This window comes from Neptunomonas sp. CHC150 (assembly GCF_030397555.1).
In the GTDB taxonomy this organism is placed as follows: domain Bacteria; phylum Pseudomonadota; class Gammaproteobacteria; order Pseudomonadales; family Balneatricaceae; genus Neptunomonas; species Neptunomonas phycophila.
On sequence record NZ_JAPNXU010000007.1, the window covers coordinates 26,605 to 48,788 of the forward strand.

At 47.0% G+C, this 22,184-nt stretch carries 25 protein-coding genes; 17 read left to right on the forward strand and 8 right to left on the reverse strand.

What is annotated here, in order from left to right:
* Window positions 1-41 precede the first annotated feature (41 nt).
* From glnL to OW491_RS09110, 6 genes are all read left to right on the forward strand, one after another.
* Complete coding sequence (gene glnL, locus OW491_RS09085; RefSeq protein ID WP_075174238.1) at window positions 42-1,124, forward strand: nitrogen regulation protein NR(II); 1,083 nt, start codon at window positions 42-44, stop codon at window positions 1,122-1,124.
* Window positions 1,108-2,532 carry a nitrogen regulation protein NR(I) gene (glnG, locus tag OW491_RS09090; protein ID WP_075180310.1) on the forward strand — a complete coding sequence of 475 codons (1,425 nt, stop codon included), beginning with the start codon at window positions 1,108-1,110 and terminating at the stop codon, window positions 2,530-2,532. The genes glnL and glnG overlap by 17 nt, the downstream gene beginning before the upstream one ends.
* A gap of 75 nt (window positions 2,533-2,607) precedes the next feature.
* Window positions 2,608-3,075, forward strand: coding sequence for a tRNA (uridine(34)/cytosine(34)/5-carboxymethylaminomethyluridine(34)-2'-O)-methyltransferase TrmL (gene trmL, locus OW491_RS09095; RefSeq protein ID WP_075174263.1), 468 nt, complete (start codon window positions 2,608-2,610; stop codon window positions 3,073-3,075).
* 78 nt (window positions 3,076-3,153) lie between these two features.
* Window positions 3,154-3,810, forward strand: coding sequence for a hypothetical protein (locus tag OW491_RS09100; protein WP_075174236.1), 657 nt, complete (start codon window positions 3,154-3,156; stop codon window positions 3,808-3,810).
* Window positions 3,811-3,821: 11 nt separating this feature from the next.
* Window positions 3,822-4,370: a FlgO family outer membrane protein gene (locus OW491_RS09105; RefSeq protein ID WP_075174235.1), complete on the forward strand. Its 549-nt coding sequence runs from the start codon at window positions 3,822-3,824 to the stop codon at window positions 4,368-4,370.
* Window positions 4,371-4,477: 107 nt separating this feature from the next.
* Window positions 4,478-5,383 (forward strand): M14 family zinc carboxypeptidase, encoded by a 906-nt coding sequence (locus tag OW491_RS09110; protein ID WP_290035709.1) that lies wholly within the window; start codon window positions 4,478-4,480, stop codon window positions 5,381-5,383.
* A 131-nt stretch (window positions 5,384-5,514) separates the two neighbouring features.
* Here OW491_RS09110 and secB read toward each other — a convergent pair whose 3' ends face one another.
* The 3 genes from secB to OW491_RS09125 are packed head-to-tail and all read right to left on the reverse strand — an operon-like array spanning window position 5,515 to window position 6,686.
* Entirely contained in the window at window positions 5,515-5,997 is a 483-nt protein-coding gene (gene secB / locus OW491_RS09115; protein ID WP_075174234.1) for a protein-export chaperone SecB, read from the reverse strand.
* Window positions 5,998-6,006: 9 nt separating this feature from the next.
* The gene (grxC, locus tag OW491_RS09120) at window positions 6,007-6,267 is read right to left on the reverse strand and encodes a glutaredoxin 3 (RefSeq protein WP_139303241.1); all 261 of its coding nucleotides are present in this window, start codon (window positions 6,265-6,267) and stop codon (window positions 6,007-6,009) included.
* Window positions 6,264-6,686 (reverse strand): rhodanese-like domain-containing protein, encoded by a 423-nt coding sequence (locus OW491_RS09125; RefSeq protein ID WP_075174232.1) that lies wholly within the window; start codon window positions 6,684-6,686, stop codon window positions 6,264-6,266. The genes grxC and OW491_RS09125 overlap by 4 nt, the downstream gene beginning before the upstream one ends.
* A gap of 162 nt (window positions 6,687-6,848) precedes the next feature.
* On the opposite strand from OW491_RS09125, the gene gpmI reads away from it, so the two are divergent.
* The 4 genes from gpmI (at window position 6,849) to OW491_RS09145 (ending at window position 11,904) form a co-directional block, all read left to right on the forward strand.
* On the forward strand, window positions 6,849-8,399 hold the full coding sequence (gpmI, locus tag OW491_RS09130) for a 2,3-bisphosphoglycerate-independent phosphoglycerate mutase (RefSeq protein ID WP_075174231.1): 1,551 nt from the start codon (window positions 6,849-6,851) through the stop codon (window positions 8,397-8,399).
* A 43-nt stretch (window positions 8,400-8,442) separates the two neighbouring features.
* Complete coding sequence (locus tag OW491_RS09135; protein ID WP_290035689.1) at window positions 8,443-9,582, forward strand: peptidoglycan DD-metalloendopeptidase family protein; 1,140 nt, start codon at window positions 8,443-8,445, stop codon at window positions 9,580-9,582.
* Between the two features lie 76 nt (window positions 9,583-9,658).
* On the forward strand, window positions 9,659-10,981 hold the full coding sequence (locus OW491_RS09140; RefSeq protein ID WP_290035690.1) for a S41 family peptidase: 1,323 nt from the start codon (window positions 9,659-9,661) through the stop codon (window positions 10,979-10,981).
* A 41-nt stretch (window positions 10,982-11,022) separates the two neighbouring features.
* The gene (locus OW491_RS09145) at window positions 11,023-11,904 is read left to right on the forward strand and encodes a divergent polysaccharide deacetylase family protein (protein WP_175574776.1); all 882 of its coding nucleotides are present in this window, start codon (window positions 11,023-11,025) and stop codon (window positions 11,902-11,904) included.
* 37 nt (window positions 11,905-11,941) lie between these two features.
* On the opposite strand, the gene slmA is transcribed toward OW491_RS09145, so the two are convergent.
* Genes slmA through coaBC form a run of 5 tightly spaced genes read right to left on the reverse strand, consistent with a single transcriptional unit; the run spans window position 11,942 to window position 16,598 of the window.
* Window positions 11,942-12,541, reverse strand: a complete 600-nt coding sequence (gene slmA / locus OW491_RS09150) for a nucleoid occlusion factor SlmA (RefSeq protein WP_075174228.1) — start codon at window positions 12,539-12,541, stop codon at window positions 11,942-11,944.
* Window positions 12,542-12,555: 14 nt separating this feature from the next.
* Entirely contained in the window at window positions 12,556-13,458 is a 903-nt protein-coding gene (gene argB, locus OW491_RS09155) for an acetylglutamate kinase (protein WP_075174227.1), read from the reverse strand.
* A 21-nt stretch (window positions 13,459-13,479) separates the two neighbouring features.
* Window positions 13,480-14,880 carry a phosphomannomutase/phosphoglucomutase gene (locus OW491_RS09160; RefSeq protein ID WP_290035692.1) on the reverse strand — a complete coding sequence of 467 codons (1,401 nt, stop codon included), beginning with the start codon at window positions 14,878-14,880 and terminating at the stop codon, window positions 13,480-13,482.
* Window positions 14,881-14,940: 60 nt separating this feature from the next.
* Window positions 14,941-15,396 (reverse strand): dUTP diphosphatase, encoded by a 456-nt coding sequence (gene dut, locus OW491_RS09165; RefSeq protein WP_290035693.1) that lies wholly within the window; start codon window positions 15,394-15,396, stop codon window positions 14,941-14,943.
* The gene (gene coaBC / locus OW491_RS09170; RefSeq protein WP_290035695.1) at window positions 15,393-16,598 is read right to left on the reverse strand and encodes a bifunctional phosphopantothenoylcysteine decarboxylase/phosphopantothenate--cysteine ligase CoaBC; all 1,206 of its coding nucleotides are present in this window, start codon (window positions 16,596-16,598) and stop codon (window positions 15,393-15,395) included. Before coaBC ends, dut begins: the two co-directional genes overlap by 4 nt.
* Before the next feature lie 200 nt (window positions 16,599-16,798).
* Here coaBC and radC point away from each other — a divergent pair, with 200 nt between their 5' ends.
* From radC to OW491_RS09205, 7 genes are all read left to right on the forward strand, one after another.
* The gene (radC, locus tag OW491_RS09175; RefSeq protein WP_290035697.1) at window positions 16,799-17,473 is read left to right on the forward strand and encodes a DNA repair protein RadC; all 675 of its coding nucleotides are present in this window, start codon (window positions 16,799-16,801) and stop codon (window positions 17,471-17,473) included.
* Between the two features lie 220 nt (window positions 17,474-17,693).
* Entirely contained in the window at window positions 17,694-17,930 is a 237-nt protein-coding gene (rpmB, locus tag OW491_RS09180) for a 50S ribosomal protein L28 (RefSeq protein ID WP_075174223.1), read from the forward strand.
* 11 nt (window positions 17,931-17,941) lie between these two features.
* Entirely contained in the window at window positions 17,942-18,112 is a 171-nt protein-coding gene (gene rpmG, locus OW491_RS09185; RefSeq protein WP_075174222.1) for a 50S ribosomal protein L33, read from the forward strand.
* 173 nt (window positions 18,113-18,285) lie between these two features.
* On the forward strand, window positions 18,286-19,098 hold the full coding sequence (gene mutM / locus OW491_RS09190) for a bifunctional DNA-formamidopyrimidine glycosylase/DNA-(apurinic or apyrimidinic site) lyase (RefSeq protein ID WP_290035700.1): 813 nt from the start codon (window positions 18,286-18,288) through the stop codon (window positions 19,096-19,098).
* A gap of 87 nt (window positions 19,099-19,185) precedes the next feature.
* Window positions 19,186-20,091, forward strand: a complete 906-nt coding sequence (locus tag OW491_RS09195; RefSeq protein WP_290035701.1) for an alpha/beta fold hydrolase — start codon at window positions 19,186-19,188, stop codon at window positions 20,089-20,091.
* A 100-nt stretch (window positions 20,092-20,191) separates the two neighbouring features.
* Window positions 20,192-20,722, forward strand: coding sequence for a phosphatase PAP2 family protein (locus tag OW491_RS09200; RefSeq protein WP_290035702.1), 531 nt, complete (start codon window positions 20,192-20,194; stop codon window positions 20,720-20,722).
* A gap of 13 nt (window positions 20,723-20,735) precedes the next feature.
* On the forward strand, window positions 20,736-21,773 hold the full coding sequence (locus OW491_RS09205; protein ID WP_290035704.1) for an MJ1255/VC2487 family glycosyltransferase: 1,038 nt from the start codon (window positions 20,736-20,738) through the stop codon (window positions 21,771-21,773).
* The last annotated feature ends 411 nt before the right edge of the window (window positions 21,774-22,184 follow it).

The window sequence follows — 22,184 nt, forward strand, 5'->3', positions numbered from 1 at the left end:
CTTCTTGCATTTTAAATTAAAAAATTTAGGCGGTTACGAGGATGTTCAGGAAGCAAACCCATAAGCAAATTTTGGAGAACTTATCGACCAGTGTCATTCTGTTGGATGAGAGTCTGCAAATAGAGTACATGAACCCTGCCGCCGAGATGTTGCTAGAGGCAACGGCTAAGCGTTTGAGCACATGCAATGTAGAAGAGTGGCTGACGCAAGATCCGGACGAAATTAATGTATTAAAGTCCACCGTTACTTCTGGCCACGCTTATACACGCCGAGAGGCCAAGTTAATTGCCATGAATGGCAATGAAATTACGGTCGATTACAGTGTTAACCCCATGCTGGTTCGAGACGTAACTTTTTTGCTCATAGAAATTCAGGCGAGGGATCGTCTATTACGTATTGAGCGCGAAGAAGAATTGCTTACACGTCACGCAACTACGCGAAACCTCGTGCGAGGCATGGCGCATGAAATTAAAAACCCATTGGGTGGTATTCGAGGCGCAGCGCAGTTATTGGAACGAGAGCTGGATGATGTTGGCCTGCACGAGTACACACAAATTATCATTGAAGAGGCTGATAGGTTAAGAAACCTAGTCGACCGCCTTTTGGGCCCACATAAGTTACCGAAGCTTGAGCCGGTAAATATTCATGCTGTTTTAGAGCGCGTTTGTACTTTGGTTGATGTGGAGTGCGAAGGTCAGATCCATTTTGTTAAAGATTATGATCCGAGTATTCCTGAGTTTATCGGCGACACCGAGCAGCTGATCCAAGCCAACTTAAATATCATCCGTAATGCGATGCAAGCATTGCAAGAGAGCCATACACCAGATGCCTGTATAACGTTAAAAACAAGGGCTAAGCGGCAGGTGACCTTAGGGTCCGAACGACATCGTTTAGTTTGTTGTTTAGACATTATTGATAACGGTCCAGGTATACCGGCTGAAATGTTGAATAATGTTTTTTATCCTATGATTAGCGGTCGGGCTGAAGGCTCAGGGTTGGGCTTGTCAATTGCTCAGTCTATAGTCAATCAACACCATGGTTTGATTGAGTGTTCCAGTGAGCCTGGGCGCACCCGCTTTTCGTTGTATATCCCATTGGAGTTAAGAAATGAAGATGTCCGGTAATGTATGGATTGTAGATGATGACCGATCAATTCGCTGGGTTTTAGAGCGTGCTCTTGATCAGGTGGGTCTTGAGATCCGGACGTTTGAAAGTGCCGATGAGGTGTTGAAGCAGCTGAAACACGGTGCACCCGATGCGGTGATTAGTGATATTCGCATGCCGGGTATGGATGGTTTGGAAATGCTGAATATCATTCGAGAAACGCATGCTGATATGCCAATCATTATTATGACGGCTCATTCGGATCTCGATAGTGCTGTTGCCTCGTATCAAGGGGGCGCTTTCGAATACTTGCCAAAGCCATTCGATATTGATGAGGCGGTTGCGTTAGTCAAACGCGCTGTTGAGCATGCTGTCGAACAGCGTAGCGAAATTGTCACCGATGCTGAGGTCGATACGGCTGAAATTATTGGTGAGGCGCCTGCCATGCAGGAAGTGTTTCGTGCGATAGGGCGCTTATCTCACTCAAATATTACTGTGCTGATTAATGGTGAATCGGGTACGGGTAAAGAGTTGGTTGCTCATGCATTGCATAAGCATAGTCCGCGCTCTTCGCAGTCATTTATTCCGCTAAACATGGCGGCTATTCCTAAAGATCTTATAGAGTCAGAGCTTTTTGGACATGAGAAGGGAGCGTTTACCGGCGCTGCATCTGCACGTAGAGGGCGCTTTGAGCAAGCCGATGGCGGCACACTGTTTTTAGATGAAATAGGTGACATGCCTGCTGAAACACAAACACGTTTGCTGCGAGTGCTGGCCGACGGAGAGTTCTATCGAGTGGGTGGTCATACTCCGGTTAAGGTGGATGTTCGTATTATTGCCGCTACGCACCAGAACCTAGAAGGCTTAGTGCAACAGGGGCGCTTCCGAGAAGATTTATTCCATCGCCTCAACGTCATTCGTATTCATATACCCACGCTGTCTGAGCGTCGAGAAGATATAGCACGATTGGCGCGTCATTTTTTACAGCGCTCGGCCGAAGAGCTCAATGTAGAGCCTAAAGTGCTGAAAGCAGAAACCGAAGAGTTCATGTGTGATCTTGCATGGCCTGGTAATGTTCGTCAGCTCGAGAATACTTGCCGTTGGCTGACTGTGATGGCCTCAGGACGTGAGGTGTTAGTATCCGATATGCCTCCTGAATTGGTCGAGCAGCAGGGTAAGGCAGAGGTCACGACTTCAAACTGGGAGCATGCGCTTCGTAATTGGGCAGACCAGCAATTAGCGGCAGGCCACAAAAGTATCTTGGATTCGGCGGTCCCTTCTTTTGAGAAAATCATGATTGAAACGGCGCTAACGCACACGGCTGGTCGACGCCGAGATGCAGCGGAGCTGCTGGGTTGGGGGCGTAATACCCTGACGCGTAAAATTAAAGAACTCAATATGGCAATAGAAAGTGCTGAGGACGATTAAGCGTCCAACAGCACTTATCCTCCTTCTGCTATTATCAGGGTATAATACGCTCGCTTTTAATAGATGGGCTTATATATGCTGAATGTAGTTTTATACGAACCAGAAATACCGCCAAACACAGGCAATATTATTCGCCTGTGCGCAAATACCGGCTTTCAACTACACTTGATTAAACCGCTTGGGTTTGCGCTAGATGATAAAAAGCTACGGCGAGCAGGGCTTGATTATCACGAGTTTGCTGCCTTGAAAGTGCATGACTCATTAGAGGATTGTTTGGCCGCCCTTGGGCAGCCTAAAGTCTGGGCAATGACAACAAAAGGCACGTGTTTCCATAGTGATGCGCCTTTTGCTGAAGGGGATGTCATTTTGTTGGGCCCTGAAACTCGAGGTTTGCCGGTTGAAGTCCGCGAAAGTTTACCTAAAGAGCAATTAATTAAGTTGCCGATGGGAGCGGATAGTCGTAGTTTAAATCTATCGAATGCATGCGCGATCGTGGTTTATGAAGCATGGCGACAGTTAGGTTATAAAGGCTGTTCAGGCTGAGTGCAGCGATAGCATGTACCTTAGCGCTTAAATCGCTTAACATATTGCCATAAATGGATCTTTTCAAAGGACACGCTGATGATCAAAAAAGCTTTCTTGCTTGGAGCAATGACTCTGTCGTTACAGGGATGCTTCTATGCTAAAACAACTCAAGCCCCTATTGCACAATCATATCCCCTTACTGAACAGAAGAAGATGCAAGCCATGCATCACTGGCAAGTACTGGCTGACTATGAAGCAAAAGGCATAATACATCAGCTAAAAGACCAGCCAGTCTATGTTGTACCTGGTAACACTGACACGGTTTTTGATAAAACGTTCCGTGAAATGCTGACAAGTGAGTTGGTGCAGGACGGCGCAACAGTGATGCTAACGCCAACAACAGCGGCTGAAATCACCTATGATGTGAGCTTGGTAGAGCATAAAGATCAAGGCCATATTCGCCAACCTGAAGGTACTTATACCGCGCTTGCAGCAGGTATAGGGGTGCTTTCTTTGGCGGCTGACTGGACGGAACCAGGTTTGGTAGCGTTGCCTTTCGCATTGGTTGCAGACGCCTTGGCCGGTAATTTAGTAGATGAAAGTGATACGGAAATAGCCATTACGACGCGCGTATCAGAAGGTGGTCGTTTATTGCATTCATCTACCAATATCTATTACATCAACTCCGGTGATAAGGCTCAGTATGCAGCACCGGCTAAAACGACGCGTACCATTCGTGTGACAGATCGTTAAGGAGTAGGTTGATGAAGATGGTTAATTGGAAAGGCATATCGGCGCTGTTAGTTGTTGGCGTCTTACTTACGGGTTGCGCGTCAAACAAAGCCGCCCGAGTATCAGATCAGAAAGTCGACTTGGTTGAAGAAGTTGGCGATGCTACGCAGATCTTGGTGAAGAATGCGGTTGTACCCATTAACAAGCAAAAAGCAATTTTATCAACAAGCTTCGCTAATATTGATAACCTGCAAGAGTCATCAACTTTTGGCCGCTTAATCGGTGATACGGTTGCTGGCGATTTGGTAGGCGGTGGCTTTAACGTCATTGAAATTCGCCTGCGCAATAGCTTGTATATGGAGCCACGAGTAGGTGAGTTCATGTTGTCACGTGAGCTTCGTCATGTCAGTGCTGAGCATGATGCTCAAGCGGTGTTGGTTGGTACGTATGCTGTAGGTGGTGAGTACGTCTATGTTAATGCTCGTTTGGTTAGTGTTAACGATAGCCGTGTATTGTCATCTTATGACTTCCGCTTGCCGCTAAATCGAGATATTCGCAAAATGTTATCGTCTAATCGGTAGTGCTTGCCTCGATAATTTAAGAAACCGGCGTTTAAGCCGGTTTTTTTATAGCCTTTTTTAGAAGACACGCTAGACTTCAGCGACAGCTTCTAAGGTATTGATGTGTGATGTTACGAATAGTATTTATTGGTCTCATGGTGTTTTCGCAAGTGTTGTTTGCAACCACGCGAACGCCTGAATTTATTAATGTGAAAGCTGATCCTGCTGTCGATGATTTGTGCCATAAAGTAGGCAAAAAGCTGTCGAGTGTATCAACGAAAGAGTGCTTAGCAATTGGCTTTGCAACCCCGCGGTTTTATTCGGTAGATGGTTTGCCTATTGTCGAGAAGCATTTTCGCGCCGCTCATGAGGGGGCGCCTAAAATATTGTTTATCGGGGGTATTCACGGTGATGAATACTCTAGCGTCAGTGTTACTTTTAAATGGCTATCTACTTTATTAAAACACCACAGCGGTGCATTTGATTGGCACTTCTTGCCGTTGGCTAACCCCGATGGATTGCTGCAAAAACGTTCGTCGCGAGTTAATGCGAATGAGGTTGACTTGAATCGAAATTTTGAACCGGCTGACGGTTTTCCTGAGCCGCTTAAACATTGGCAAGAGCGGGCAAAAAAACGTGCACGTTATTACCCCGGCAAAGCACCTCTGAGCGAGCCTGAAACACAAATGATTCGTCAACTTATAGATGAATATGAACCTACGGTTATTATCTCAGTGCATGCCCCGCATGGGATAGTGGACTTTGATGGCGATAGTTTAAAGCCGCCGAGTAAATTAGGACCGCTCTATCTGCGTCAGCTAGGTACTTATCCTGGCTCATTAGGAAATTATGCTTGGTTTGTGAAACGTATACCCGTCATGACAATAGAGTTACCTCACGCGGGCATAATGCCGACTAATGCCGATATTAGCCGAATGTGGACTGATCTAGTACGTTGGGTTCGTAAAAAGACTGACTCTGAAAAGCATTATGCCGATAGCTCTATTTCTTCTGATGATAAAGCGGCCGAATAAGGTGTATACGTTAGGTGAGTAAAGAGTATTGCTGAAGTTTGCCTGAAAGGATAAATCGATAGCACAGACGATAGGTCTGTACTATCGGGGCGCCTTTGGGTTTGTTGTCCCAAGGGCGAATCTACTAAAACTTAATGTGTTTCAGTTGGTTGGTTTTGCTCGGCGGCTGCGCGCTGCATTTTTTGTGCATAAAGAGCATCAAAATTAACAGGCGCTAGCATCAATGGAGGGAAGCTGGCTTTTGTGACCAGATTGTCGACGGCTTCTCGTGCATATGGGAAAAGTACGTTAGGACAAAAAGCACCTAAAGCGTGAGCTTTCTCTTGATCAGACATACCACCTACTAAGAAAATCCCACCTTGATGAACTTCGACCAAAAATGCAGTGTCGCCATCGTTTTTAGCCGTTACCGTGAGCGTTAGAACGACTTCAAAATGTTCTTCACTCAGTTGGTTGGTCGCCGTGTTCATTTCTAGATTAACTTCTGGCTTCCACTGCTTGGTGAATACCTGAGGGCTGTTAGGCGTTTCTAGAGAGCTGTCTTTTAAGTAAAGGCGTTGTACAGCAAATTGTGGGCCTTTTGGCTGTTGAGCAGCTTGTTCGTTCTCAGACATGTCAGATCCTTATTGGTTTTTATGCAAAAGTGTATCAAGTTTGCCCTGTTGTTCCAGTGCGAAAAGGTCATCGCAGCCACCCACGTGGGTATCCCCAATAAAAATTTGGGGTACAGTGCGACGACCTGAACGTTCCATCATTTCTTGGCGCTGGGTAGGGTTGTTATCAACATTGATTTCGGTGAAGTCGACGTTTTTATGGCCGAGCAGCATTTTGGCGCGAGTACAAAACGGACACCAATCAGAGCTATAGATAGTAACAGACATTATTTGCCCTTCTTAATGATAGGTAAGTTCTGTCCTTTCCATTCGGTGATACCACCTTGTAGACGACTGACGTTCTCAAAACCGGCCTCTTTTAGCTGTTTGCTAGCACTGCCTGCGGTTTGGCCGATGTTGCAAACAACAATAATTGGTTTGGTTTTGTATTTGTTTAATTCTTCTATCCGGCGGGCTAGGTCGGCAAGCGGGATATGCTTTGCCCCCGTGATGTGCCCGGTGTCCCACTCTTTCTTGGTTCTGATATCAACAACCACAGCATCTTCTTTGTTAATCATCTGTGTGGCAATAGCAGGAGAAACGGCATGCCCACCTTTTTGCCCTTCCGTCCAAAGCAGTAGAGCCAGTGTGGCTACCCACGCTGCGATGAGCACTAGGTTGTTGGTGGCAAATTCGATAAATTGTTCCATTGTGCATCCTAAACGGTCTTGAGCCAGAAGTGGCAGCGATGATTGAGCGCGAAATTATACAATGCTCAGTTGACGGTTATAAGGGGTAATTGACAGGGTTAGCCAATTGGTTAGATTCACAGTAAAATGAAATCTTTAAACTTTCTGAAGGCCCGTATCCCAATGAGCGATATCCGTACCCCGAAAGCTTTACTTATCCTAGATGGCTTTGGTGTTGAATCTACCCCGTCATCCGCTGTAGAAGTGGCTAATACGCCTACGTGGGATGCGTTATTAGCAAACAACCCTAATTCCCGTATTGCTACGTCAGGCTTGGCGGTTGGTTTGCCTGATGGACAGATGGGTAACTCGGAGGTCGGTCACACGAATATTGGTGCAGGGCGTATTGTTTACCAAAACTTTACCCGTATCTCTAAAGCCATTGATGATGGCGAGTTTGTTCAGAACGCCGTGTTAACTGCCGCGATGGATAAAGCTATTAACGCGGGTAAAGCGGTACATGTTATAGGTTTGTTGTCCGCTGGTGGGGTTCATAGCCACGAAGATCATATTTTTGCGCTTATTAAAATGGCGTCAGAGCGTGGTGCTAAAAACATTTATCTTCATGCGGTTACTGATGGCCGTGATACACCGCCGCGCTCGGCGAATAGCTCATTAGCTAAAGCCGATGCGCTGTTTGAGTCACTAGGAAAAGGTGCAGTAGCGACAGTGGTGGGTCGTTATTTTGCTATGGATCGTGACAATCGCTGGGATCGAGTACAGCAAGCTTATGATGCCATGACGCTCGCTAAATCAGAGTACACAGCCTCGAGTGGTGTGGCAGCCTTAGAAGCCGCTTATGAACGTGATGAAAACGATGAGTTTGTTAGTGCAACTGTGATTACTGCCGATGGCCAAGCCGTTGGTACGGTTGCTGATGGTGACGTTATTATCTGCGCTAACTTTCGTCCGGACCGTTCACGAGAAATTACCCGGGCATTTGTTGAAACCGATAGCTTTGATGGCTTCGAGCGCGAAGCTCAGCCAGCGTTAGCGGACTATGTCATGATGACGGAATATTCCGCATCAATGCCTGCGTCGTGCGCTTATCCACCCTTCGCCATTAAAAATGATATTGGTGAATATTTATCCAGCTTAGGTAAAACACAGTTACGTATTTCAGAAACCGAAAAGTATGCACACGTTACGTTTTTCTTTAATGGAGGACAGGAAGCGGTGTATGAGGGTGAAGATCGTATTTTAATTCCTTCACCTTCGGTGGCAACTTACGATTTACAGCCGCAAATGAGCGCGCCAGAAATGACTGATAAATTAGTTGAGGCCATCAAAAGCGGCAAGTATGACTTAATTGTTTGTAACTACCCTAACGGCGATATGGTAGGCCATACGGGTGTGTTTGATGCCGCTGTTAAAGCAGTGGAGGCGGTTGATCAAAGTATTACGCGTGTACTTGAGGCGATGGCAGAAGTGGGTGGTGAAACACTGGTGACTGCTGACCATGGTAATGTGGAAATGATGCGTGATCCGGAATCCGGTCAGGCGCACACGGCTCATACGAGCTTCCCGGTTGCATTGATTTATGACGGCCCACGCAAAGCGTCTGTTACACTCAAAGATGGTGCTTTGTGTGATTTAGCACCCACTCTATTAGCGTTGATGGGTGTTGAGCAGCCAGCGGAGATGACAGGCAAAAATCTTGTTGAGATTAACTAAATACAATAGGCCGCATCAGCGGCCTTTTTTACCACTGAGTTTTATGAATTTCCGTTTTATTCTTGCACTGCTCACACTGTTGCTTTTTCCGTGTTGGGTACATGCCGCTGATGATAAGAAAGCGACAGAAAAGCAGTTGTCTGCGCTCAAGTCAGAGATTAAAGGAGTTGAGCAGCGTCTCAAGAAGGATCGACAGCGTCAAAGTCTTGCGGCAAAGGAGCTTGCTGAGACAGAGCAAAAAATTAGTGGCATTGGTAAACGTATCCATGAGCTTGATCAGCAGCTGGGCGGTTTGAATACTGACTTAGAAAGTTATCAAAAAAAGCGCCAAACATTAGAAGAGTCTCTTGAAAAGGGGCGAGCCTCCATAGAACAGCTGATTCGTCAGCAGTATCGTCTGGGGCATCAACCGCGCTTGTTCATGTTGTTGAACCAGCGAGACCCTGAGCAATTATCGCGCATGATGCGCTACTATGACCGCTTTACTCAGGCTCAAGCGGATGAAATCACGGAATACCAGGCCTTGCTACGTGACTTACAATCCACCCATCAGTCTATTGATTCAACGCAGCAGTCGATTGTGGCAAACCGCGAATCGTTAAAAGCAGAGTTGGCCGAGCAACAAGCGTTAAAAGCTGAGCGGGCGCAGCAAGTGAGTGCTTTGCAAAAAAGTGTAAAACAAGGGCAATCAAAGCTTAGCCAGCTGCAACAGGACCAAAAGCGATTGGCTAAGTTGTTAGCTGATATCGAAAAGTCGTTGTCGTTAGCAAACCTGACGCAAAATAACCAAGCGTTTAAAACATTGCGTGGAAAGTTAAGCTGGCCGCTCTCGGGTAAGATAGTCAGAAGCTTTGGTAGTAGTTATGATAATCTGACTTATGATGGCTTACTGATATCAGGCAGCGCGGGCCAGTCGGTGAAAGCTGTTCACCATGGACGGGTCGTATTTTCAGAGTGGTTGAGGGGCTACGGGTTGTTGGTCATTCTCGATCATGGAGATGGCTACATGAGCCTCTATGGGCATAACGATGCTCTGTTGAAAACGACAGGCGATTGGGTTTCTCAGGGCGAGGCGATTTCGACGGTTGGGCAAAGTGGCGGTTATAGTGAACCTGGGCTCTATTTTGCGATCCGATACAAAGGAAAAGCCATTAACCCTCGATCATGGCTCGCTTCTAAATAGTACTAGGCCGTTCGTAACGGGATAATGTGTTTATTGCTTAGGGTCTAAGCAGATAGCTACTAAGGAAATTTACTTTATGCGCTTCACAGGTGTTGCTGGTCGATCTTTGATTAATCGATCTCTATTGAATACTACAGTGTTATCTTCTGCGTTGGCCTTAGGGTTAATTGCTTCACCTGTGATCCATGCACAAGAAGCAGCTAGCCAAGCTGAAGAAGCGAAAACGTTACCGCTTGAAGAGCTGCGCCGCTTCAGCGAGGTGTTTGATCGTATTAAGCAAGCTTACGTTGAGCCAGTTGATGATGCCAAAGTACTTGAAGATGCCATTCGTGGAATGATATCAGGGCTTGATCCGCATTCGGGCTACCTAGAACCAGATGCGTTTGAAGAGCTGCAAGAGCACACCTCGGGTGAGTTTGGTGGTGTCGGTGTCGAAATTTCACAAGAAGACGGGTTTATTCGCGTCATCACCCCAATTGACGATACGCCTGCTAAAAAAGCAGGAGTTAAAGCCGGTGATTTAATTACACGTATTGATGGTGAGTCCCTGCAAAATATCAGTATTGACGAAACGATCAGCCGTATGCGTGGCGAAGCAGGCACGAAGATCGTACTGACCATTATCCGTGAAGGTGAGCAAAAGCCACTTGAGATAACGGTCGTACGTGACATCATCAAAGTGACTAGCGTTAAGTCTCGTTTGTTGGGCGATGGTTATGGTTATGTCCGTATTACGCAGTTCCAGAGCAATAGCGGTGCTGATTTGAAAAAAGCACTCAAGAAGCTTCAAAAAGAGCAGCCACTAACGGGCCTTGTGCTTGATTTACGCAATAACCCGGGTGGTGTTCTGCAGGCTGCTGTTGAAGTGGTTGATGCATTTGTTGATGAGGGCATGATTGTCTACACCGAAGGGCGCGTTGCGAGTGCCGATATCAAGTTTACAGCGACGAAAGCCATGGCAGTGCCTGATGTCCCCATTGTAGTGCTGATTAACAGCGGATCAGCCTCGGCTTCTGAAATTGTGGCCGGTGCATTACAAGATCAAAAACGTGCGGTCATAATGGGAACTACCAGCTTTGGTAAGGGCTCGGTGCAAACAGTGTTACCGCTATCGGATAACCGTGCGTTGAAACTCACAACAGCTCGCTATTTTACGCCAAGTGGGCGCTCTATACAGGCGCAAGGAATCGTTCCTGACGTAGTAGTGGAAGAGGCAGAACTAAAAGCGTTAGGTGTCAGCCGTTTCCCTAAAGAAAGTGATTTGACCGGGCACTTAGAGAATGGTCAAGGCGAGGTAGTTGATGAAGAGCTAGCCGCAGCTAGCAAAGGCTTGGCAGAGCGCGATTATCAATTATATGAAGCGCTTAACTTATTAAAGGCGCTGAGTATTGTCCGCTAAACACAGTGCTCAGGTCGCGCTGTATTGTCGAGGCCCGTGTCGTGTTCGGCGCTAGGCTTCGTCAGGCTTTTGTGGCTTGTATTCGCCGCAGCGCGTTGTCGTTGGTATCGATAATATGCTTATCGGGAGTGACCTTCCATGTAGGGTGGGCGGTTGCACAAGCGCAGTCAGACACGGTTCGCCAACCGCGCGTTGTTATTATCATTGATGATATTGGTAACAGCTATGAGCAAGGTCTAGCGGCCGTTAACTTGCCAGGGCCTGTAACCTACGCCGTTTTACCTTTTTCCGCTCATGGAAAAGAATTAGCGACCATTGCGCATCAGCGAGGTAAGGAGCTAATGCTGCATGCGCCTATGTCAAATACACACCATTTTCGGCTAGGCCCTGGGGCGTTAACGGATGCATTAGGGGAGCAGGAGTTCAAGCGAGTGCTTAACCGAAGTTTGGACGATATTCCTTTTGCGATTGGCTTAAATAATCATATGGGCAGTTTGTTAACGCAAAAAGAAGAACCAATGCGATGGGTTATGCAGGTGGCTAAAAAAAGAAACCTCTTTTTTGTTGATAGCCGCACCACCGCTAAAAGTATAGCGTGGGAAGTGGCTAGAGCGACGGGCGTACCTACGTTTAAGCGAGATATTTTCTTAGATCACCAGCAAACGCGTGAGTTTTTACAATCACAGTTTTTTAAAGCTATCCGCATCGCACGTCAATATGGGCAAGCCATTATGATCGGCCATCCTTACCCCATTACAACTGAGTTTTTAGCGGAGGCGATTCCTGTTTTGGATGAAGCAGGGGTGCAGCTGGTTTCTGTGTCGGCCTTATTGATGATGCAGCATGAGCAACGTCGTTTTGCTCAAACACAACATAGTGAGTGTGATAGTACAGAAGGCTATCATTGCCAAGGGAATGAATAAAACAAGCAAGCCGTGTGAGAGCTTGCTTGTTTTGGTGTTATTCTGCGTTGCGGAATAAGCCTACAGAAAGCCTTGGCCATTGGTCTTGCCAGTTTTCGGTAGGGCGGCGCTGAAACTCGCTGCGTACAAATTGTCGAATACGGCCTTCTACAACTGCAATCATTAAGTTCGCGGTGATACCCACCGTGGTTTCTGTTCGCAAACCTTCTTTAGGTTCGGCTTCGCGAAGCACCTGTTTTATTTGCGTTTCTAAACGCTCAAAAAACTGATTAACACGCCCACGCAGCCTGTCCGTTTCGCCGGCTAGGGCGTCGGCCGTTAAAATACGAGCCATCCCCGGGTTGCGCTCAACAAAGGCAAGCACTAGGGTCAGTATTTGCTCGCATTGGCGTATTGCTGGACTGTCTGAGCTTGTAATCATATTAACGCGTGTGAATACGGTCTCTTCTATAAAACCGATGAGCCCCTCAAACATGCGTGCTTTACTTGGAAAATGTCGATACAACGCGGCTTCAGACACGCCAACTTCTTTAGCCAAGGCCGCGGTTGTAATGCGTTGTCCCGGGTTAACTTCTAGCATTTGGGCTAGTGCTTGAAGAATTTGCTCACGTCGTGACAGTTTGGTCGTTTCGTTCATGCTCACTCAATATCTTATAGAGAATGGTTGGTGATCAGCGTGCCAACGCCTTCATCAGTGAAGATCTCTAGCATGCACGAGTGCTCTACGCGGCCATCAATGATGTGTGCGCTGTTTACGCCTGATTTAACAGCATCCAGAGCGCAGCCAATTTTAGGGAGCATGCCGCCATAAATAGTTCCGTCTTCAATTAGCGAGTCGACTTGTTCCGTAGACAGCCCTGTTAAAATTTTACCCTCTTTGTCCATTAGGCCTGCGATGTTGGTGAGTAAAATTAGTTTTTCAGCCTTGAGTACTTCGGCCACTTTACCGGCGACTAAGTCCGCATTGATGTTGTATGAGGCGCCGTCAGGCCCGACACCGATAGGTGCAATCACGGGGATGAAATCAGAGTCAGCTAACATGTCCAGCACGTCAGTATTAACCGAGTCCACTTCACCTACATGGCCAATATCAATAATCTCTGGGGCGGACATTTCAGGGGTCTTGTGTTTAACTCGTAATTTGCGCGCCATTAATAATTGGCCATCTTTACCGGTAAGGCCAATCGCTTTGCCGCCGTTCGTGTTGATGAGCCCAACAATTTCTTTATTGACCATGCCGCCCAATACCATTTCGACTACATCCATGGTTTTAGAGTCGGTTACACGCATACCGTTAATAAAGTGTGATTCGATCTTGAGCTTGTCGAGTAAATCGCCAATTTGTGGGCCGCCACCGTGAACCACTACTGGGTTCAAGCCAATGAGCTTCATCATGACAATGTCACGTGCAAAGCTATTTTTAAGTTTGTCATCGGTCATGGCGTTACCGCCGTATTTAATGACGATAGTTTTGCCCACGAAGCGTTGGATGTACGGAACGGCTACGCTGAGTACTTCAGCGGTTGCCATGGCTTGAGCTCTGTTAAGTGGCATAGTGATTCTCTCTTTTGGCATTCACGCACAAGGAATGTTTATTGTTGAGTCTATGGCGTGTAATTGTATCTGAAATTGGTTTTTTATACGGGTTAACGCTGTTTCGTTATCGGCTTCAAATCTAAGTACGAGCGTCGGTGTGGTATTTGAGGCTCGACATAAGCCCCATCCATCAGCATAGTCTACTCGTAAACCATCGATCAGTGTTTTGCTACCCTCAGGAAAGGCGTGCTGTTGAAGCTCTTTGATAATAGCGAATTTTGAGGCTTCGGAAACCTCGACGGACAACTCTGGTGTGCTGATGTCTTGTGGATAACGCGCAAACAGAGATGCTAAAGGTTCTGGTTGGGAGGCTAAAATTTCTAGTAAACGGGCGGCAGCATAGAGCCCATCATCAAAACCGAACCAGCGCTCTTTGAAAAAAATGTGCCCTGACATCTCACCAGCAAGCAATGCCCCAGTAGCCTTCATTTTTCGTTTGAGCATTGAATGACCTGTTTTCCACATTGTGGGAACGCCGCCTGCTTGGGTGATGACGTGGGCTAACTGACGAGAGCATTTCACATCAAAGAGGATTTTTGCACCAGGGTTTCGAGTGAGGACATCCTCGGCAAACAGCATGGTGAGCCTGTCAGCGTCAATAATGTTGCCATCTGCAGTAATCACTCCAACACGATCACCATCGCCATCGAAGGCGAGCCCTACATCGGCTTGTTGGGTTTTAACGGCAGTGATGCACTTAGCTAAATTGTCGGCTTTACTAGGGTCGGGGTGATGATTTGGAAAGTTACCGTCTACGTCGCAATACAGTGGGATAACTTCGCAACCAAGCTGTTCAAGCAGGTATGGGGCTGTTTCTCCAAGGATCCCGTTGCCGCAATCTATGACTACTTTGAGTGGCCGAGGCAAGCTGATATCGTCCAAGATTCGTTTGCGGTATTGAGCGCGAAAATCGTGAGAATGTAGGGAGCCTAGCCGTTTGCTGGTGTCGCTATCGTAGTTTTTATCCAGCATGCGGTACTTAAGTGCTTGTATGTCTTGTTCAGCCAGCGTGTTGCCCGCCATCATCATTTTAAACCCGTTATACGCTTTGGGGTTATGGCTGCCGGTAATCATGATGCCGGTTTTTGTGTCGGTGTGATGGGCCGCAAAGTAAAGCACCGGTGTTGCAATATAGCCTATGTCGGTAACATCAAGGCCACCCTCGAGTAGGCCTTGAATGAGTTGTTTTTTTAAGGCGGGGCTAGATAGGCGGCCATCAGCTCCTACAACGGTATTGCGAATAGCTTGAGCTCTCGCTTGGGCAGCAAAGGCGCGTCCTAAGTGATACGCAACGGCTTCAGTTAAACTTTCTCCTACAATGCCGCGAATATCATAAGCACGAAATAGAGTGTCATCTATATTGTCTAAATTGCAGCTCACTTTGCCATCCTTTTGCTCGGGCTTTCGTTAAATGTGACTATTTGCGGTTAATAGGAGCTGTTAATAGCGGCCAGAAGAGCCAAATCCACCGTCGCCTCGCTCTGAGTCGCTGAATTCGTTGACCACTTCAAATTCAGCTTGCACGACCGGCACTAAAACGAGCTGCGCTATCCGTTCTCCAGGCGCCATCGAAAAGGTCGTTTGACCGCGGTTCCAGCAAGAAACAAAAAGTTGGCCTTGGTAGTCGGAATCGATAAGGCCAACAAGATTTCCTAATACGATGCCATGTTTGTGGCCTAGCCCAGAGCGGGGCAAAATCATGGCGCACAGTGAGGGGTCGGCAATGTGAATAGATAAGCCTGTTGGAATAAGCTCCGTTTGTCCGGGTGCTAATGTTAATGTTTCGTCTAAGCAGGCTCGTAAATCCATGCCAGCAGAGCCCGGGGTCGTATAAGTGGGTAACGGAAACGTATCGCCTATGCGAGGATCTAAAATTTTAACTTGAAGAGTGTTCATCGGTTGGCCTTATAAAGTTGGGCAATATGGTCAATTAATGAGGTTGCAAGCTGGCGCTTACGCATCATTGGGAGTTCTGTAACCTGATCGGCAGTGACTAGAGTGACGGCATTGTCATCACTGTTAAAGCCGATGTCTGTTCGGGAAACATCATTCGCAATAATTAAATCTAGCTTCTTTCTAACCAATTTGTCTTGAGCATAACTGACTATGTCTCGCGTTTCGGCAGCAAAGCCAACGGTGAATGGAGCGTTAACTTTGGAAGCGATGGTCGCTACGATGTCGGGGTTCTTGATCAGATGAAGCTCCATGATCTCTTCTTTCCCTTTTTTGATCTTGTGCTCTGCAACAGCGGATGGTCGATAATCAGCGACAGCCGCGCAAGCGATAAAAATATCACATTGGGCGGCGTCGGATTTGGCGGCTTGAAGCATATCCTGAGCGCTGTTGATATCTATGCGTGTTACATGATCGGGAGTCGCTAAGTTGACGGGCCCGCTGATTAACGTAACGTGAGCACCGGCACTAACGGCGGCTTGCGCAAGCGAAAAGCCCATTTTTCCTGAGCTATGATTCGATATATATCGTACAGGGTCCAACGGTTCTCGGGTTGGCCCTGCCGTTATTGTTAGCCGCAGGCCGGCTAGTGATCCTGTTTCAAAACTAGCGGCTGTTCGCGCGGCAATATCGAGAGGTTCCAGCATGCGCCCTGGCCCTGTATCACCGCACGCTTGATCGCCAATGCCTGGCCCCCATAGTTTAATGCCTTGTGTGGATAGTGTCTTGGCGTTGCGTTGTGTTTGTGCTGATCGCCACATGGCTTGATTCATAGCAGGGGCAAGGCAAATAGGGGCGTCGGTTGCTAAGCACAGCGTAGTTAACAGGTCGTTTCCCATGCCAGAAGCTAAGCGAGCCATAAAGTCTGCACTGGCGGGAGCTATAACCATAATATCAGCCCAACGTGCTAACTCTATATGCCCCATGCCGGCTTCCGCTTCTGGGTCGAGTAGTTGTGTGTGAACCGGATTTCCAGACAGGGCCTGTAATGTTAGGGGGGTAATAAATTCGGTAGCCGCGGGAGTCATTACAACGCGTACATCCGCGCCAGCAGCTCTTAAGTGGCGTGTTAGTTCGGCGCTTTTGTAAGCGGCAATCCCACCTGTAATACCTAGAATGACCTGTTTGTTAGTAAGTCTATGCATACCTTGAACCACTCGAATCTGCTGCAATGCTAAAGGCGTGTACGATACCATCTCACGATTTTGTTGCGTAGGTGTTAAGGCGATAAAGTCGTACTTTATATGAGTAGTCGTTCTGATCAGCTAATAGTCAGCTTGTGCTCGTAGAATAAGTTTTGTGTTGCTTAGCATGAAGCTAAAGAGCGAAATAAAGGGATGTTGATATGGCAATTACAGATTGGCCGGAGCTAGAAAGGCCGAGAGAAAAGCTCTTGCATCATGGCGCGGCGGTTTTGTCCGATGCAGAGTTGTTGGCCATTTTTTTGCGAACAGGCATTAAGGGCACTAGTGCTGTTGATTTATCGAGAGATTTACTCCAGCGCTTTGGCGGGCTTAGAGAGTTGCTTGAGAGCAGCCAAGAGGCTTTTTGTCAGGGGCCTGGTTTAGGAAATGCGAAGTATGCTCAATTACAAGCTGTCTTAGAAATGAGCCGCCGTCACCTGTTGGCATCGCTAGAGCGTGGAGATGTGATGGAGAGCCCCTCTGAGGTTCGGATGTTTCTGTCGGCGAAGATGCGCCATTATCGTCAAGAGGTTTTTGCGTGCCTTTTTATGGATAATAAGCATCGAATCATTCGGTTTGAGCCTATGTTCTTTGGCACCATAGATGCGGCTTCGGTGTATCCCCGAGAGGTCGTGCGTAAAGCCTTGGAAGTGAATGCAGCGGCCGTTATTTTGACGCATAACCATCCATCGGGCATTGCCGAGCCTTCGGCGGCTGATCGACATATAACAGAGCGTTTGGTCAATGCGCTGCAGTTGGTGGATGTGCGCGTGTTGGATCACATGGTGATTGGTGATCCTGAGGTTGTTTCATTTGCTGAACGGGGGTTGATATAGTGATTGTGGGCGCTGTTTAGCAATGTTTTGATTTATTCGTAAAAAGCGGTAGCTTGGGTTGTTGATTTTCTGTACAATGCGCGCCTTCTATTCACTTCCGGTATGGGATTCTTGTCCGGTTTTTGGACGCTCCGCCTGAGGCTATTGCGTAAGTGGCATATTAGCTACTCGTAGCCAATAGACATCTGAATAGAGTTAATCGACTAATAAGGTATTAATTATGTCTAAAGTTTGCATGGTTACTGGTAAGCGTCCAGTAACAGGGAACAATGTTTCCCACTCACAACGTAAAACACGTCGTCGTTTTCTACCAAACCTGCATTGGCACCGTTTTTGGGTAGAATCTGAAAACAAATTTGTTCGTCTACGCGTTTCTTCTAAAGGTATGCGTATCATCGATAAAAAGGGTATTGACTCAGTTTTGACTGAAGTTCGTGCTCGTGGCGAAAAAGTATAAGGAGCTAGACCATGGCTGCAAAAGGTAACCGTGAAAAGATCCGTCTGGTTTCATCCGCCGGTACAGGTCACTTCTACACGACTGATAAAAACAAACGTAACATGCCAGAAAAATTTGAGATCAAAAAGTTTGATCCAGTTGTTCGTAAGCACGTTATGTATAAAGAAGCTAAGATCAAATAAGATTTAGTGCTTCCAGAAAACCCGGCTTTGGCCGGGTTTTTTTATGTCTAAAAGAAACAAGTGGAGCTTGTTCTGCGTACATAAGAGAGATGTGATTGGTTAAAGCGCTTGTTAACTGCGTGTGTACATTGTTATTAATAGCGCATGATTCAAAATGAATTGGGATTTACGTTTTGCCAGAACTACCAGAAGTAGAAACAACGCGGCGCGGTGTTGCTCCGCATGTGATTAATCAGACGCTCACCTCTATTGTTGTGCGTCAGCCTAAGATGCGTTGGCCGGTTCCTGTCGATGTTTTGCAGTCGCTTATAGGTCTTGCGGTTAATAACGTGAGCCGGCGAGGCAAGTATCTTTTTTTAGAGACAGAGCGCGGAGCTATTGTTATTCATTTGGGAATGTCTGGTAGTTTGCGAGTACTCACTCATTATGTAGAGCCTGGTAAGCATGATCACATCGATATTGGTTTGGCTTCGGGGGCGTGCTTGCGCTTAACGGATCCTCGCCGATTTGGTTCAGTTTTGTGGCAGCCAGTGGGAGAGGAACTATCGTTGATCTCTTCGCTGGGTCCAGAGCCGCTGACAGACGCGTTTAATGCTGATTATCTGATCAATCATAGCCAAGGGCGCAGTGTGGCGATTAAGCAGTTGGTGATGAACAGTCATGTGGTTGTCGGTGTCGGTAATATTTACGCAAATGAGGCGTTGTTTATGGCGGGTATTGATCCAAGGAAGCCGGCCGGTAAAGTATCTAAGCTTAAGCTGACTCGTTTGGTTGCGGCAATCAAGAAAATATTGTCCGCCGCAATTGAGCAAGGAGGGACGACTCTGAGGGATTTTGTTGATAGCGACGGTAAGCCTGGATACTTTGCTCAATCGTTATCAGTGTATGGTAGAGCCGGTGAGCCTTGCTTAGTTTGTAATAAAGAACTGACGGAAGTTCGCATGGGGCAGCGCAGTACGGTGTTTTGCTCCCGTTGCCAGCGTTGATGTATCCAAAAAATGCATCTTTGCTGCTTGGGTTGATACTAGGTAGATATCTTGATTATGGCGTAAAAGTAAAAGGAGACTGTTAGAGTGTTTGTAGACTACTTTTCATTATTCACGCCAACAGTTGAAGCGGATATAGGGTTGCGTGATCGTTTGCGAGCAAAGATGGGGCTTGAGCCTTCTTTGGAGCGCCGAGAAACTTTTAAGTTAGGTGAAATTCACTACGAGCATTATCCTTCTTTTGCTGAGTCTAAATCACCGCTGGTGGTTTTTTTGCCTGGCATAGGGACATATTCTGAATACTACGCGCCGCTGCTGGATAAGCTGAGTAGGCGAGGATTTGACGTTGTTAGTATGGATTATCCCGGTCACGGGTATTCAGGCGGTGTTAGGGGGTTGTACACCCTTGACGATATTGCTGACGGCGTTAGTGAAGTTATCGAGTATCTAGCGGATTCAAAGACTTGCCCTGTTTATCTATTTGGGTATTCTATCGGCTCGTTATTAGCAATGGCCGCTGCCGAGAAGGATGCGCGAATATCTGGCGTTATTTGCCAAACGTTATTGATGCCGGAAGTAGCTCCCGACCTCATGCATAGTCTGGGTTGGCAATGGATTGGTATGAGTAGCCCGTTTTTCCCACTGGCTCGAGTGCCGTTAAAGTCGATCTTGGATTATGATGCCCTTATTGCTTCTCATCCTGCCGCCGATGAAATGGGGGCTGATCCGCTTGCTGTTTTCGATTACCCGCTTAAAACTTTGAACTCGATATTTAGTTGGCGCTCCGCTAGATCAGATAGTAAGCGGCAGCTTGCAGGATTGCTAATACAGGGCGAAAAGGATGAGGTGTTGTCACTTGAATATGCACACAGGGTGATCGAGCAACAATCTCATGCTTTAACATTAGCGGTTGTGTCAGGTGGGCATATGCAACCATGGGAAAATCCCGATGGGCTAGTCAATCTTGTCTCTGAGTGGATCGCTCAACAATAAGTCTCAATGGTTGTCACATAAAAGTCAGTATTTTGTCATCGGTCTGTCATCTAGTTGACCCACCATACCTAAAATTGCATGGGCTAACTGGGGGTTAAAGATGCTTACCATCCAGAAAATAACAGACTTTGACACACTGACATTTAACTGGCTTCAGACGCGCCGTTTAACGTATTCACATGTGGCGCTGATTAGTCGGGCTATTTCCCGGCTAGGTGATGGCCTCTTATATGCCGTTATTGGGGTAGCTTTTGCTGTGTTCGATGCCGAGCATGGTCAGGCATTTTTGGTGGCGGGGCTGTTGGCTTTTTTAGTGGAGCTCCCGGTTTACTGGTTGCTAAAAAACACCATCAAACGTCCAAGGCCCAGCTCACTTAAGGGGTTTGAGGCGGTTATTGTTCCGTCGGATACGTTTAGCTTCCCCTCCGGGCATTCAGCCGCCGCCTTTTTGTTTGCTACGCTTTTAGCCGTTTTTTATCCAGCCCTTGCAGGCGTTGGTTATGTGTTGGCTGGGATGATAGGTTTTTCTCGTGTAATGCTGGGTGTCCACTATCCAACGGATATCGCCGCTGGCGCTGCGTTAGGTATCTGTTGCGCTGAGTTGGCTGTGCTTATTGGGTTTGCTTTATGAGGCGAGTGTAGTCATGAAGGTGCTATATGGTGTGCAAGCGACAGGTAATGGTCATATAACACGCGCACGGGTCATGGCACCCGCGCTCAAGCAGGCCGGCGTTGATGTTGATTACTTATTCAGTGGTCGCCCTGCTGACGAACTGTTTGATATGGAGTTGTTCGGCGACTACCAAACGCGTCGCGGTTTAACCTTTTACATGGGAGAGGGCGCAAAAGTTAAGTCGTGGGATACCCTCACAAGGAATAGTTTAAGCACGCTGATCCGTGATATTAAGTCGCTGGATGTCCAGAGTTATGATCTTATTCTCTCTGACTTTGAGCCGGTGACCGCTTGGGCGGCGAAACTGCGCGGTAAAAAGTCTATTGGTATCGCACATCAGTATGCTTTTATGCACAAGTTGCCCGATGGCTGGCGCTCGTTGATGTTGCGTTTAGGCGTTCAGATATTTGCTCCTGTTACGATACCCGTAGGGGTGCATTGGGATCACTTTAACCGAACAATTGTTCCGCCTCTAATTAGCCCGCCCCAATATTCAAGGACAGTTGATGAAGGGCTGGTTCTGGTTTATCTCCCATTTGAAACAGATGAAACATTGATTGATTGGTTTGCTTCGTTTACTGATTATCGCTTTCACGTATATAGTAAGCGTTCTTTTGCGCATTCAATCAATAATGTTCACTTTAAACCTCTTAGTCGTGCAGGGTTTGAGCAAGATTTAGCGGCTTGTTCTGGGGTGTTTTCAAATTGTGGCTTTGGCTTAGCTAGCGAAACAATGCAGTATGGTAAAAAGTTTTTAACTAAGCCTATGCAAGGTCAGTCTGAACAGCGCTCAAATGCCATTCTTTTAGATCGGCTTCAATTGGCTACAGTAATGGATGATTTCCAACCTCGTGATTTTCAGCATTGGCTGGAAAAGCCGCAACCTGAACCTCAACTATTTCAAGATGTAGCGGGCGGGTTGGCTAAATGGATAGCGGGCGATTGCTCTGAGCCAGCCTCTGATGTTGTGCGATCCATTTGGGGCTTGTCGACAGGCGTCCCTGCATGAGCTTTAAGATACTTCTTTGATACAATTTTCTGATTGTTGCCGCTTCAAACCTATTTGCTTTGGTGTGCTGTCGTGAGTAGGCGCATACTATTGCTATCGTCAAATAGTCATCATTTTTAGAGATAAGTTGTAAAGCGTTTTGTATTAAAGAAGAGTAGGTAGCTCAGTGTATAACGAGGTGGGAAGTGGTGAGAACTTCGCAAATCCGTATGCAAAGTTCTCTTTTTGGCTTCCTTTTTCCTTGCGGTGCTAATTATTGCTAATTAGTTGATTCCATTCGGACAATCCTTGTGTCCATTCCGCTTGTCGAGGCCTTCCTTACATTCGTTCCATGAACAGGAGATCCACGGTTGTTATTATGTCTGAGTGAGAATTTTTGGATATAGGAAAAAGTCCTATTTTTCATACCGA

Excerpts from the sequence above, each read along its gene's own strand:
- glnL (WP_075174238.1), top strand. The coding sequence starts at position 42 with ATGTTCAGGAAGCAAACCCATAAGCAAATTTTGGAGAACTTATCGACC.
- glnG (WP_075180310.1), top strand. The coding sequence starts at position 1,108 with ATGAAGATGTCCGGTAATGTATGGATTGTAGATGATGACCGATCAATT.
- trmL (WP_075174263.1), top strand. The coding sequence starts at position 2,608 with ATGCTGAATGTAGTTTTATACGAACCAGAAATACCGCCAAACACAGGC.
- OW491_RS09100 (WP_075174236.1), top strand. The coding sequence starts at position 3,154 with ATGATCAAAAAAGCTTTCTTGCTTGGAGCAATGACTCTGTCGTTACAG.
- OW491_RS09105 (WP_075174235.1), top strand. The coding sequence starts at position 3,822 with ATGAAGATGGTTAATTGGAAAGGCATATCGGCGCTGTTAGTTGTTGGC.
- OW491_RS09110 (WP_290035709.1), top strand. The coding sequence starts at position 4,478 with ATGTTACGAATAGTATTTATTGGTCTCATGGTGTTTTCGCAAGTGTTG.
- secB (WP_075174234.1), bottom strand. The coding sequence starts at position 5,997 with ATGTCTGAGAACGAACAAGCTGCTCAACAGCCAAAAGGCCCACAATTT.
- OW491_RS09125 (WP_075174232.1), bottom strand. The coding sequence starts at position 6,686 with ATGGAACAATTTATCGAATTTGCCACCAACAACCTAGTGCTCATCGCA.
- gpmI (WP_075174231.1), top strand. The coding sequence starts at position 6,849 with ATGAGCGATATCCGTACCCCGAAAGCTTTACTTATCCTAGATGGCTTT.
- OW491_RS09135 (WP_290035689.1), top strand. The coding sequence starts at position 8,443 with ATGAATTTCCGTTTTATTCTTGCACTGCTCACACTGTTGCTTTTTCCG.
- OW491_RS09140 (WP_290035690.1), top strand. The coding sequence starts at position 9,659 with ATGCGCTTCACAGGTGTTGCTGGTCGATCTTTGATTAATCGATCTCTA.
- slmA (WP_075174228.1), bottom strand. The coding sequence starts at position 12,541 with ATGAACGAAACGACCAAACTGTCACGACGTGAGCAAATTCTTCAAGCA.
- argB (WP_075174227.1), bottom strand. The coding sequence starts at position 13,458 with ATGCCACTTAACAGAGCTCAAGCCATGGCAACCGCTGAAGTACTCAGC.
- dut (WP_290035693.1), bottom strand. The coding sequence starts at position 15,396 with ATGAACACTCTTCAAGTTAAAATTTTAGATCCTCGCATAGGCGATACG.
- coaBC (WP_290035695.1), bottom strand. The coding sequence starts at position 16,598 with ATGCATAGACTTACTAACAAACAGGTCATTCTAGGTATTACAGGTGGG.
- radC (WP_290035697.1), top strand. The coding sequence starts at position 16,799 with ATGGCAATTACAGATTGGCCGGAGCTAGAAAGGCCGAGAGAAAAGCTC.
- rpmB (WP_075174223.1), top strand. The coding sequence starts at position 17,694 with ATGTCTAAAGTTTGCATGGTTACTGGTAAGCGTCCAGTAACAGGGAAC.
- rpmG (WP_075174222.1), top strand. The coding sequence starts at position 17,942 with ATGGCTGCAAAAGGTAACCGTGAAAAGATCCGTCTGGTTTCATCCGCC.
- OW491_RS09200 (WP_290035702.1), top strand. The coding sequence starts at position 20,192 with ATGCTTACCATCCAGAAAATAACAGACTTTGACACACTGACATTTAAC.
- OW491_RS09205 (WP_290035704.1), top strand. The coding sequence starts at position 20,736 with ATGAAGGTGCTATATGGTGTGCAAGCGACAGGTAATGGTCATATAACA.